10 protein-coding genes are annotated in these 12,486 nt (G+C 42.4%); 5 read left to right on the top strand and 5 right to left on the bottom strand.

The window, feature by feature from the left end; translation table 11 throughout:
• Positions 1-24 precede the first annotated feature (24 nt).
• From MKX41_RS18985 to MKX41_RS18970, 4 genes are all read left to right on the top strand, one after another.
• Positions 25-1,017 (top strand): ABC transporter substrate-binding protein, encoded by a 993-nt coding sequence (locus tag MKX41_RS18985; protein ID WP_340972641.1) that lies wholly within the window; start codon positions 25-27, stop codon positions 1,015-1,017.
• Positions 998-1,774, top strand: coding sequence for an ABC transporter ATP-binding protein (locus tag MKX41_RS18980; protein ID WP_340972639.1), 777 nt, complete (start codon positions 998-1,000; stop codon positions 1,772-1,774). Before MKX41_RS18985 ends, MKX41_RS18980 begins: the two co-directional genes overlap by 20 nt.
• Entirely contained in the window at positions 1,768-2,520 is a 753-nt protein-coding gene (locus MKX41_RS18975; RefSeq protein ID WP_042191349.1) for an ABC transporter permease, read from the top strand. Before MKX41_RS18980 ends, MKX41_RS18975 begins: the two co-directional genes overlap by 7 nt.
• Positions 2,521-2,700: 180 nt before the next feature.
• Positions 2,701-3,831, top strand: a complete 1,131-nt coding sequence (locus MKX41_RS18970; protein ID WP_340972637.1) for a low temperature requirement protein A — start codon at positions 2,701-2,703, stop codon at positions 3,829-3,831.
• Positions 3,832-3,931: 100 nt separating this feature from the next.
• Here the strand turns inward: MKX41_RS18970 and MKX41_RS18965 are convergent, their stop codons facing one another.
• On the bottom strand, positions 3,932-4,879 hold the full coding sequence (locus tag MKX41_RS18965; protein WP_340974978.1) for a serine hydrolase domain-containing protein: 948 nt from the start codon (positions 4,877-4,879) through the stop codon (positions 3,932-3,934).
• A gap of 169 nt (positions 4,880-5,048) precedes the next feature.
• On the opposite strand from MKX41_RS18965, the gene MKX41_RS18960 reads away from it, so the two are divergent.
• A complete protein-coding gene (locus MKX41_RS18960) occupies positions 5,049-7,418 on the top strand; it encodes a YcdB/YcdC domain-containing protein (protein WP_340972634.1) in 2,370 nt (789 codons plus the stop codon).
• A gap of 160 nt (positions 7,419-7,578) precedes the next feature.
• On the opposite strand, the gene MKX41_RS18955 is transcribed toward MKX41_RS18960, so the two are convergent.
• The 4 genes from MKX41_RS18955 to MKX41_RS18940 form a co-directional block, all read right to left on the bottom strand.
• Positions 7,579-8,400, bottom strand: a complete 822-nt coding sequence (locus MKX41_RS18955) for a TerC family protein (RefSeq protein ID WP_042130725.1) — start codon at positions 8,398-8,400, stop codon at positions 7,579-7,581.
• A gap of 355 nt (positions 8,401-8,755) precedes the next feature.
• Positions 8,756-9,646 carry a carbohydrate ABC transporter permease gene (locus tag MKX41_RS18950; protein ID WP_081393202.1) on the bottom strand — a complete coding sequence of 297 codons (891 nt, stop codon included), beginning with the start codon at positions 9,644-9,646 and terminating at the stop codon, positions 8,756-8,758.
• A gap of 25 nt (positions 9,647-9,671) precedes the next feature.
• Entirely contained in the window at positions 9,672-10,556 is an 885-nt protein-coding gene (locus tag MKX41_RS18945; protein WP_042130723.1) for a carbohydrate ABC transporter permease, read from the bottom strand.
• A 254-nt stretch (positions 10,557-10,810) separates the two neighbouring features.
• Entirely contained in the window at positions 10,811-12,175 is a 1,365-nt protein-coding gene (locus tag MKX41_RS18940; RefSeq protein ID WP_340972625.1) for an ABC transporter substrate-binding protein, read from the bottom strand.
• Between the last annotated feature and the right edge of the window lie 311 nt (positions 12,176-12,486).

The following is a 12,486-nucleotide window of genomic DNA, read 5'->3' as shown; positions in this document are numbered from 1 at the left end:
GATTAATGGAGGTAGGAGAGTTTTATGAAGAAAAAAGCATTAAAAAGAATGTTGATGTTGTCGATGATGGTCGTTGTCGTCGCTGTACTTGCAGTAGGTTGTGGTTCAAAGAATAACACGAATACAGCATCGACAGAGGGTAACGCAGCAGAGGCCTCAAAAGAAGCTGTTACTTTGTCGCTTGGCTTACTGCCTTCGATTGATGCGATTCCTTTTGTAATTGCTCATGAGCAAGGTTTTGATAAGAAGCATGGAGTGAACCTAGATATCCAAACGTTCAAGAGTGCAAAAGACCGTGATGTCGCCTTTCAAGCAGGCAAGTTAGAGGGGATCAGTGCTGATTTGGTTGCAATTTCTATCTACAATGAAGCCGGGCTGGATGTGAAGATCACTAGCACAACTTTTGGTGAATTCGATTTATTGACTGGGAATGACGCCATCCAAGATGTGAAGGATCTGAAAGGCAAAACCGTGATTTTGTCCAAAAACACTTCCACACAATATACTGTGGCGATGATGCTGAAACAAGCGGGTTTAACGGAAGATGATATTACGGTAACTGAGGTTCCGCAAATCCCTACCCGTTTAGAATTGCTTAAGAACAATAAGGCGGATGCAGCTATTTTGCCGGAACCATTTGTAACTATGGGTAAAGCTTCAGGCTTGCGCGTGCTTAGCTCCACGCATACAGCGGGAGTAAATCCATTTGTATTGGCTTTCCCACAAACCGCTATTAATGCTAAGGCAGATGCGATTCGCAACATGTATGCTGCTTATGACGAGGCTGTAGCGTATATGAAATCTCATGATCAATCCGAATATATCGATCTTGTGATCAAAGAAGTTGGTTATCCAGAAACGTTGAAAGATGAGATCAAGGTGCCTGATTATGTCCCTGCCAATCAAGTGGATGTGAAAGAAGTAGAAGCCGCATTTGCCTGGGCACGGGAAAAAGGTTTGCTTAGCAAAAATATCTCGGCTGAAGATGTGATTTCTGATGTCCAATTCAAGAAATAAAGGACTCGTCATTAAGGACCTTAAAGTAGAGTATAAGACAGGTCAACTGGCCTTAGGAAAGATGGATCTATCTTTACCGGAGCATGGGATTTACACGATCATCGGACCCTCTGGCAGCGGAAAATCAACTTTATTACGGGCGATTGCGGGCTTGCTGCCAAGCTATATGGGGCAAATTCTTTTTAATGAAAAATCCGTGCATGATAAAGAAACTCTGATCGGCCTGGTACCGCAAAACTACGGGCTTCTTCCATGGAAGACTGTACATGATAATATTCAAATCGCAATGAAAATCTCGCATACTGCGAGCACATCCAAGCAAGAACGGGAGAATCAGATTAATCAGTGGCTGTCATCGATGGGAATCTCTGATTTAGCTGATCGTTATCCTCTTTCTCTTAGTGGAGGACAGCAGCAAAGAGTGGCAATCGCCAGAGCGTTCGCCATTTTGCCCACTATTTTACTGCTGGACGAGCCTTTCTCCGCACTTGATGCGATTACGCGGGAAACACTACAGATTCTGTTTTTGGATAACTGGTTAGCGCATCCGGCGACTACCTTATTTGTTACCCATGATGTGGAAGAAGCTATTCTGCTGGGGCAGAAAATTATTGTTATGCCATCTAATAAAGAAGAAGCTCCGGAAATGATCGACAATCAATTGGTATTTCAGATGAAACATGAAGATAAGCGGGACAGTGTAGATTTCTTTGAGCAGACTAAGCGAATCAGAAAGGTAATGCAGGAGATATGGTGAGAAAAAATCGGATTCATCACATAATAAGACTGTTGTTTGTGTTCTTTTGTATGAATGTGGTTTGGTATATTGCCTATTTGCTTATGAATCATTCGATTTTGCCGAGTCCATTCGCGGTATATAACGCTATGTTTCACTTAGGTGGTCAGGAGATTGCTTTAAATGTAGGGTATAGCTTGTTCAGAATTTTTGCAGGTGTAGTGCTGGCATTAATCATTGGACTGCTCATTGGTCTTCTGATGGGACGTTCGCTGACTTGGAATAAGCTGCTTGACCCTGTGGTCTACTTGACCTATCCTGTTCCCAAAATCGCCCTGCTTCCCGTTGTGATGCTATTCTTCGGACTTGGTGAAACGTCTAAAATCTTAATGATCATGCTGATTCTCTTGTTCCAGATTATTATCTCCGTTAGGGATGGTGTGAAGGCTATTCCTGAGAATACCTATGATGTCTTAACGAGTATAGGGGCAAGTACAGTGCAGAAATTCTGGCATGTGACACTGCCGGGTGCACTGTCGGTCATTCTGAGTACGATTCGTATTTCACTTGGAACAGCGATATCTGTACTCTTTTTCACGGAGATTTATGGAACTGAGCATGGCATGGGCTTCTTCATTATGGATGCTTGGTTAAGACTGGATTATCCGGAGATGTATGCGGGAATTATGCTGTTCAGCTTGGTGGGGTTTGTCCTCTTTTTACTTGTTGATTATCTTGATTACAAGTTTATGAAGTGGCGGAATTAAATATAGTTGAAGATATAACTATAGCTTTCCTTTGTCGATTTTAGGCAAGGGGGAGCTTTTTTTGTGTGATTTTAGAGTGGAAACAAAGGGGCTTCAAATTAGTATATCAATTCGGTTAAGATGGATAAGTAATCGATAAACTGTATTAAATATACCCATCCAAACTAAGGGAGTAAAACGATGAATAAGCGCACATCGGGATTTGAGCACGGCACAGCAGCCTTTGCTGAGAAGAAAGTTACCTGGCTGGAGCTATTTTATGATCTGCTTTTTGTGGCTGCAGTTTCAAAAGCGAGTCATGTCTTGTTGCATGTAGAGGCGGGTACAATTCCACTTGAATATTTATCTAAATTTATCTTAATATTCATTCCGATCTGGTGGGCCTGGGTGGGACAATCGCTTTTTGTAAATCGGTTTGGACAGGACATCTTTTCACACCGAATATTTCTGATTCTACAATTATTTTTTGTATTAATAATGACGGCCAGCTTATCGGTTAACTTTGATCAATACTATATGCCATTTCTAATCGGTTATGTTGGCTTAAGAGCTATGACTGCCATTCAATATCTTACGGTAAATAAGAATGAAGCAGCTGATAGAAAGGACACTGCCCGTTACCTGGGAAGTCGTTTTTGGATTGGATTAGTGATCTCTGCTTTATCACTTTTCTTTGACTCTTGGATACGTTATGTAGTTTTGTATACGGGAATTACTATAGACATTTTGCTTCCATTAATCGGTCGGAGATACTTGGTGAAAAGCCCGATAAACACTCATCATTTATTAGAACGTTTCTCGTTGTTTACCCTCATTCTACTTGGCGAATCAGTGGTCAGTATACTTGCAGTCTTACAGTCTAGCCACTGGACGTGGCAATCTATTTTATTTGCATTATTAACTTTTCTATTAATTATAGCTATGTGGTGGCAATACTTTGATAATGTTGAAAAGAAAGTGGACAAAACCATAGAGACTGCCGGGCAAACTATAATTTATGGGCATTTATTTATTTATGTATCCTTAAGCATGATTGCAGCTTCAATCCAACTGCTATTTTTAGAACAATTAAATTATACATTTATGGTATGTTTTATTTTTGGATCGGTCCTGCTCTACTTCTTCTCTACCTCACTGGTCTTCCATAAATATAGACGTATACAGCAACGGTTAGGGATATTTCATTTGGCGTTATTATTAGGTATACTTGGCGTTTTTTTTGCAGTAGATTTGTTGTTCCTTATACCCAATTACCTGATCATTGGAGAAATGGTGTTATTTTTTGCTGTGTATGCAAAATTAACGACTTGAGCTTCGTTGTATCGAAGCTGAATAAATTGAAGAAGGAAGCCGGGTCATTGCAACCCGGCTTCCTTCTTTCATAATGGGAGTGTGCGGTATCCCCCTGTCGTTATTGCCCAAGAAGCGCTGGCACGATAAATCGGCCGAACACATTAGCTGGTGAGCCTTTCTTGTACTTATCCGCAGTAATGACTGCAACCAGCTCATAGGATGGAACCACAATAATATGCTGGCCCATGAAGCCAAGCGCAAAATAATAAGGGATCTCCTTTGGCTGCTGCTCCGTACCTGCATTGAATGAAGATACCCACCAGTGCCATCCATAGAAGCCCTTCTGCGGTAGCGTGGCTGAGACATAAGGGTGAGTGGACTTCTGAACGGTATCCGAATGAATGAGCTGTTGATCCTTCCAGCGCCCTTCTTGCAAATAAAGGAGACCGAATTTGAGCATATCCTCAGGCATCATATAAAGGCCAAACCCACCAGTATGTATGCCTTGCGGATCACTGTCCCAGCGGTAGCTTTCGATGCCAAGCGGCTGAAATAGCTGATCTTCAGCAAATGTTGCAACGTCTTGTCCAGAACATTCACGCAGGATAGCGGATAAAATCTGGGAGCAGCCGGAGTTATAGTTCATCTCAGTGCCTGGCGTATGAGATAGCGGCTGGGCGAGCACAAACTTTATCCAGTCTGCGGTTCTAGTCATAGTCGGAAAGGAATTTTGCCCCCCAAATTCTGTCCAGTTAAAGCCTGCTGTCATTGTTAATAAGTGACTGATAGTGATTTCTCTTTTTCGTTGATCTTGATCCTCTTTTAATAAAGGGAAAAATAGAGAAATAGGTGTATCAGGTGGCGGAACGATTTGTTTATCTATGGCTATGCTGACTAAGGCGGCGAGCACGCTTTTGGTGCATGAGTTAATTTTACCTAGCTCCTTAGCGATTTCTGGCTCGCGATAATGCTCCAGTATAGGCTTTCCATGTTGAACGATTAGACAACTGCGAATTTCTAGGCCAGTAATACCGTCTATAAGCGGCTGAAGGTTCCAATCAGTGATGTGAATGGCCCCCTTTCATAGATGATTAAGCTGTAGCTGCCTACCATTATAGCTTATATAGTATACATTACATAAACCTTGTAATTTCCTGTCGTTAATTAAATATGGAAAATATAAGTAATTATCTGTATAATGTTATGAATCACGTGTTAGAGGAGGATGAATTCTTTTGAAAAGCAATAATACTCACTTTGTTCATCAGACAGCTAAAACGGTATTGATTACTTCAGTGGCGCTCGCGTTATTATTACCCCCTGGCTTGGCCGCAGCCGATTCTACATCTGTTAGTAGCAACACTACGGTAACACAGGTTAGCACACAAGCACCGGTGACTACAACGAACTCTGATGCAGATCTTACAAAAGTGAAATTCACGCAGGAGCAAGCGATTGCGAAGCTAAAAGAATTATTCCCATCCCTAAAAGATGCAACGGTAAACAATGTACAACTGGGATCTAATCAAAGCTACCCCCCTCCAGCAAATCAAATGATCTGGAATATTCAGTGGCAGATTCAAGAGGGGAGTATGGGATATGGCTTTAGCAGTGAGGTAGATGCCATTAGTGGAGATATCATTAGTACGTATATTTCATACCCACGTGAGAATAACGAATCCTATTATCCACCGAAAGTATCGCAGACTCAGGCACTGGAGATCGCCAAGGCTTTTGTGGCTAAGGCAGCCACATCGGTTAAGAGCAGTGATCTGCAATTAAATGAGAATGCTGGTTATAATTATTTTTCGAACACTTTATTCGGTCCTGTTCAATACAGCTATTACTTCAGTGTCATGAAGAATGGTCTTCCTTCTGGATCGGATAACATTAACATAGCTGTGGATGGCAACGGTAATGTAATTCAATTCTCTAAGTTTTCTCAAGGGCTTGAGTATCCGTCTGCACAGCCCAAGATTACCTTGGAGCAAGCACAGAAGCAATTTGCGGAACAGTTTGATGTAGGCCTTTTTTTCACTCCTATTTATAAGAATGGAAAACCTAACAACTGGATCCTAGGCTGGCGTCCAGTGGATCAGTCTCTATATCCTATCGATGCATTGACGGGCAAGAGAATAGATTATGAAGGAAAAGAATACGCATCTACCCCAGTCGTGTATTCAGATGTAGCAAAGGGTAAGGATGTCTTTCAAGCAAGAACTTCAACTACAGAGCTTACTGCAAAAGAAGCGGAACAGCTTGTAAAGAAGGTTGCATATATTCCAGCAGATCGTAAATTGATCTCTCAAAGTTTAAGAAATGACTATCAGGATACGAATCGGAAGATCTGGCAGTTATATTGGGGTGGGGCTAGTGGAAATGAACGCTACATTGGGGCTGGCTTTCCAGAACAATCCTCTGCCGAGATCGATGCAAAGACCGGTGAAATATTACAGTACCAGGTTCAAGCTTATGGTGCTGCTCAGGATAAGAAGAAGGAAGAGGCAGCCCCTGCTGGAGGGAAGAAGCTTAGTGAGGCCGAAGCTAAGACTAAAGCACTTAGTATAATAAATAGCCTATATCCTCAGGCGAGTCAGAAGCTAAAGCTTGTAGAATATGGAGATAACTCAAACGTTACTTCAGACGGATCAGGATTTAGATATCAGTTTATTAGATATCATCAAGGCATTCCTGTGAGTGACAGTACCCTTACGGTTAGCTTGGATCTTTACGGCAGACTGATTTCTTACATGGGGAATCGGATAAACGGTATCGATGAAATCACATTATCTCCTGATGCAACAATTTCCAAGAAGGAAGCGCTCGAAAGTTATAAACCTAAATATCAGACTAAGCTGAAGTATACTCAGGTTGGTGGATACTATAGTTATAATAGCTATGCCGCGCCAAAGGTGAAGCTGGTATATGATACAACTTTTGATGAATCTAATGGATTATATCAGGTTTTAGATGCAGCCACTGGAAAATGGGTAGCGGTCTATGATTACCTCGGTCAGCAAGATGCTCAAATATCTGCAACGGATATCAAAGGTCATGCAGCAGAACAACCCTTATCAGAATTAGTAAAATATCATGTGATTACTCCGGATGCTGATGGTAAAGTAAACCCAGATCAAGAAATAACAGTTGGCGATTGGTTAACCTATCTTGCCAAGGCTTCTAATCCGAATTTCAGCAGTTATATTGCTAATAATGAACGGAAAACTGTGGCAGGTGTGAAGCCTGAGAATTCATTTTATGATGTTGTTACTTATGCAGCAGATCGTAAGTGGATCAACAAGGATCAAAGCCTGCAAATTGATAGTAAGTTAACCCGGGAACAGCTTGCTGTTCAGCTGGCTAATTTTTTGAAATACAACAAACTCACAGCCTATCTTGATAAAGATGTAACGGTAAGTCAGTTCAGTGATAGTGCATCTATAAACAATAAGGGTGCAGTGGCTCTTGTAGTGAAATTGGGAATCCTAAAGGATGACAACGGCAAGTTTAATCCGCAGCAGACGGTAACGAAAGCGCTGGCGGCTACGGTGATTATGAAGCTAGTGGAACTGCAAGGTAAGACTGATCAGATTATAGGTCAATAAAAATATATAATGCAGAGCCTGCTTCCCATTTGATGGTGGAAGCAGGCTTTTTTGTATGAGGAGCAAAATAGGGGATAAAAGAAAATAACCCGAAAGACAAACACCTTTACAGAAAGGGCGCGTCTTTCGGGTTATATTTGTTTTTGCTATTCAAATACAATTAATGGAGTTGTTTATCTACTTCTTTAACTGGATTCTCTCCAACATTCTCTTCTACCTTGCTGCTCATAAACCAACCGATTGCAGCGATGAGCACGAGTACAACATAGAAGGTAACCTTCCAAATGGTACTATGCGCGAAATCCTCGGAAAGAACACCAAGTGAAGGGTGTGCCAAGGTAATGACTGCGAGCTTAACGCCGACCCAGCCTACGATGAAGAAGGCTGCAATTTCAAGACCTGGACGGGTGTGAAGCAGCTTAACGAAGAAGGAAGCTGCAAAACGCATAATGACCAATCCGATAAATCCGCCGGCAAAGATGACGAGGAATTGTCCACCGTCAAGGCCTCCGATTTTTGGAAGACCACTTGCAGGTAGTGCAACCGCAAGTGCAACTGCGGCTAGGATGGAATCGACCGCGAAGGCGATGTCAGCAACTTCTACTTTAAAGACAGTAAACCAAAAGCTGGATTTCTTTTTGTTGACTGCGCCGTCCGTACCGCTTTCAGCTGCTTCATCCGTAACGGGCTTCTTGATTAATAGTTTTCGGAAGATATGGTTCCCCGCGATAAACAGTAAATAAAGTGCGCCGATGGCTTGTACTTGCCAAATATCAACCAGGTAAGAGATGACAAATAGTGAACCGAAGCGGAACACGAAGGCTCCGGCTAATCCGTAGAATAGTGCTTTTTTTCTTTCCTCATCAGGAAGGTGTTTAACCATAATTGCCAATACCAGTGCGTTATCTGCGGCTAGTAGTCCTTCAAGTGCTACAAGAACTAGTAATACCCAGCCGTACTCTAATAATAATCCCCAATCCATTACTGTTGTCCTCCCTTTTCTTATGCAAATATCTACTAAAAGATACTTACCTTACCATTTTAACCATTTTTATATAAAAAAGACCTTTACCAAACAGATTAGCCTTTGGAATAAAGGTCTAACCTGATTGGTAAAGGTCTCGCTAACAATGTTGAATTGCCAATAAAGCCGGAGAATATCCTCATATTCTCGTATTGACGACTTTATTTAACAGCTACTCCCCTTTACGGGATATATTAAATTTTTGATTTAATTCGTTGTGATTTTGCCTAAGGAGATCATATACGAGTTGAAAGTTAATGTCAATAAAATGTTGGAGGAAGAAGAGAAGCTAGAGTTCTCCACGCTTTTTGTGTTAGCCCTTAACCGCTCCAGCGGTAATTCCTTTTGTCATCTGTTCTGTGAAGAGCAGATAGATCAGGATGGTTGGAATCGCAATGATCGTCATTACAGCGAACTGAGCACCGTAGTTGGACGAGTATTCTCCGGCGAATTTCATAATGGAGAACGGAATGGTTTTGAGATCCTCCGAGGTGAGGAAGGTGTTCGCCATAATAAATTCATTCCATGTGCTGATGAAATTGAGTACACAGATGGTAGCTAGTGCGGGTTTCGTAATAGGGAAGATGATGCGGAAGATCACACCGTAAATGCCGCAGCCATCGATAACCGCCGACTCTTCAATCGCACGAGGGATAGTCTCTAGAAATCCAGTCATGATGAGCACACTCATTGGGATGACAATAGCCGAATAAGGCAGAATCAGCGTGTACATATTGTTCAGCATTCCGAGCTTGTTAAACAGGATAAAGTTCGGCAGCAGTGTCGCGTGAATGGGAATAATCATGCCCATCATGATAAGTGACAACACGATACCACTAAGCTTCCATTTCATACGGGTGAACGCATACCCCATCATCAGTGACACTAGTGCGGACAGCGCAACGGTAATTACTGTAATGATAAGACTGTTGGCAAAATAGCGTGGTACACGCCCATAGGTAAAAGCGTTTCTATAATTCTCCCATTGCGGGGGGGATGGCCATTTCAGAAAAGAGCTTCCGAAAAAATCACCACTCTTTAGCAGGGAGTAATCGATCAGCCAGATGAGCGGAAATAACTGAATCAAAGCAATGAGACAAAGAAACACCATCATTAGGATTTTGCCAGTTGTAGGTTTACTGCGCTTCTGTTTATGAAGCTTCAGATTGAGGGGCGAAGCGGCAGGTGCTAATGAATTATTCATATGATTTCCTCCGGTTACAGGGATTCTAAAACTCTCCGATATCTTTCTTCAGAACCTTGTTGAGTATTACGGTCAGTACAAGGCAGAACACAATAAATAGGATGGATATGGCATTACCGTATCCGTAAAGCGACGATGAGAAGGCTGTTTTATAAAGGTAGTTCCCTAAGAATTGCGTGCTGTTCGCCGGACCACCGTTGGTCATTAAGAACACGGTTTCCATTTGCTTAAGACAGGTTGTAACCGCGATGATAATGGCAACTCGCATCATAGGCGAAAGAAGCGGTATGATGATGCGCGTGTAGAGGGTATAATTGTTCGCGCCATCGATCTTTGCGGCTTCGCTTAGATCACTTGGAATGCCTTGCAGACCTGAATAATATAGCAGCAGTGCGTATCCAAAACCTTGCCACATTACAACAATGATGATGCACCAGATCGCAGTCTTCGGATCTCCAAGCCAATCATGTGTGAGTGAATCCAGCCCAACGCCGCTAAGCAACTTGTTAAGCAATCCGTAATTGGGATGAAAAATCCCGCTCCACAGCTTGGCTGTAACTACAACAGAAATTACTGCGGGGATGAAAAAGATCGTCCGGAATATTTTTTCGTATTTACCGGAATTGGTCAGGAATATCCCTATGAGAATTGCAAAGGGATGCTGTAAAAATACAGTAGCGGCGGTTAGTAACAGGGCATTGCCCAGTGAAGTCCAGAATACTTTGTCATGAAATAGGATTTCGCGATAGTTATCAAAGCCGATAAAATTGTACTTGCCGATCCCACCCCAGTCCGTAGAGCCGTAATAAGCGCTCATGAAGATAGGGATGCAAATCATAAAAGCAAACAGGAATAACCCGGGTGCGATGAGTAGAAATATCGCTTTTTTGTCGCTTAACACTCTGTGCATGGAAATCTCCGTCCTTTGAAAGAGTAATCTATCTACTACCATCGTAACGGGAAGCTAGACCGTGGAACATGCCGTATATTTCAGATGATTGTACACATTTTTTAAATTATGAAATGATAAATTCGTTGACGGCGAAGGCGTTTATACTCGAACAACAAACCCCCGGCCTCTGGGGGGAGTCGGGGGTTTGTACGCTACTATTTATGATGCTAATTCAGAAGCGTCAAGATTCATGTTCTTAGTAGTATTAGAGTTTATTTACCAGCCAATTTATCAGATGCAGCGTCAAGCGCTTTGGCGAATTCCGCTGTATTCATAGCACCGGAGAGCAGACTTTGGTGAGCTTCCATTACCTTTTGCTTAAACTCGTCGTTACCAATATCCTGTAGCGGAGTTCCGCTAGAAGAGGTCATCGAGCTGAAGACATCGACTAGTTCTTTTTGGAGTTGAGTTTCATTACCAGTCAAGAATTCATCGAATTTTTGCGCAGGTGTACCCGCGCCTGCTTGCCACAACATCTTGGACCAGTTCTCAGGAGCGAAGAAATATTTCAAGAAATCAACAGCAGCTTCAGGATGCTTGGAGTTTTTACTTACGGCATATCCACCACCGTACCAAGCAGCATCATCCGTTGATTTACCTTTATCCGAACCAGGGAAAGCGAATGCGCCTACATTATTACGGAATTCTTCAGAGAAGTTCACATCTGTAGCTAGGCCAGACTCCCAAGCGCCCATAAAGAACATAGCGGCTTGTCCTTGTCCGAACAAGTTACGCGCTGCACCGTAATCGGCGGTCAGCCAGCCGTCGGCAAAACCTTTAGCATTTGCGAAATCTTGCATTTCAGTTGCAGCTGCAACAAGACTAGGATCATTAAAGGATATTTTACGAGCAACAGCTTCATCCATCTTATTAAAATCACCATTTTGACGTTGAGCCACAAACTCATACCAGATTGGCAGCGTCCATGCATCCATACCGTTCATAGCGATAGGGTTAATCTTGTTTGCACGTAATGTTTTGACAGCTGCGAGCAGGTCAGCGGTAGTCTTTGGAACCTCGATGCCGTTGTCAGCAAAGATTTTCTTGTTATAAAACATAACCATATAGTCGGCACTACGTGGCAATCCATACAGTTTGCCATCTTTGCTGAAGCCGTCCATGGAACCAGAAACAAACTGATCACCTTCGAAGTCAGCGCTGTTCAGTTCAAGCAGTAAGTCATTATCGAGCAGAGGACTCAGGAAAGAAGGCTGACCCCAAGCTTGAATGATATCAGGCATCTGATTGCTGGAAGCATATACTTTGATTTTTGATTTATAAGGCTCATCTTGAAGCGCTTCCACTTCTATCTTGACGTTAGGGTGCTCTTTCATATAAGCGTCGATAATGTCTTGCTCCACCTTGCCTGAACCGTTTGCCCGATCCGCAAGTGCGGTGAAGAACTTCAGTGTAATTTTTTCGGCTGGTGCGTTCGCTGTGGCCTCGGCAGTAGCTTCGGCTTTGTCATTTGCAGGAACGTTTGTAGCTTTCGCATTGTTATTTCCGCCACCACAGCCTGCAAGCAGAGCTGGAAGCATTAGACTCATAAGCATTAGCTTGATTCCTTTACTTTTCATCAAAAACCCACCTTTTTAGAATGATGTATTTTGAAGAAACGATTGTTATCCATCAAGGAAGACGACAACGTCGTTTCTTCTTGAAATATAAGAATGTATAAGTTTCACGCTATACATTATCCTTATATTTCTCGCATAAACGCTGACCGTCTATAAGAGACGTCGAAGGCGTTTTTGCTTGCATCCTCATCTTAAGAGTTTCTGGCTAATAGAAACATGGTCCATATTTAAGAATGATGTAGGCATTTTTTAGCGAATGTAAAAAGCCGGTTCAGGGTGTAATGATTTCAGTTATACTTGGTTTACACATC

It is taken from the genome of Paenibacillus sp. FSL R5-0475, from assembly GCF_038004585.1.
In the GTDB taxonomy this organism is placed as follows: domain Bacteria; phylum Bacillota; class Bacilli; order Paenibacillales; family Paenibacillaceae; genus Paenibacillus_AQ.
The sequence above is the reverse complement of the archived record's forward strand: the minus strand, read 5'-3'. Positions and strand labels throughout refer to the sequence as shown.

Bases quoted from the DNA above. Each gene is read 5' to 3' on its own strand.
- MKX41_RS18985 (WP_340972641.1), top strand. From the start codon at position 25: ATGAAGAAAAAAGCATTAAAAAGAATGTTGATGTTGTCGATGATGGTC.
- MKX41_RS18980 (WP_340972639.1), top strand. From the start codon at position 998: ATGTCCAATTCAAGAAATAAAGGACTCGTCATTAAGGACCTTAAAGTA.
- MKX41_RS18975 (WP_042191349.1), top strand. From the start codon at position 1,768: ATGGTGAGAAAAAATCGGATTCATCACATAATAAGACTGTTGTTTGTG.
- MKX41_RS18970 (WP_340972637.1), top strand. From the start codon at position 2,701: ATGAATAAGCGCACATCGGGATTTGAGCACGGCACAGCAGCCTTTGCT.
- MKX41_RS18955 (WP_042130725.1), bottom strand. From the start codon at position 8,400: ATGGATTGGGGATTATTATTAGAGTACGGCTGGGTATTACTAGTTCTT.
- MKX41_RS18950 (WP_081393202.1), bottom strand. From the start codon at position 9,646: ATGAATAATTCATTAGCACCTGCCGCTTCGCCCCTCAATCTGAAGCTT.
- MKX41_RS18945 (WP_042130723.1), bottom strand. From the start codon at position 10,556: ATGCACAGAGTGTTAAGCGACAAAAAAGCGATATTTCTACTCATCGCA.
- MKX41_RS18940 (WP_340972625.1), bottom strand. From the start codon at position 12,175: ATGAAAAGTAAAGGAATCAAGCTAATGCTTATGAGTCTAATGCTTCCA.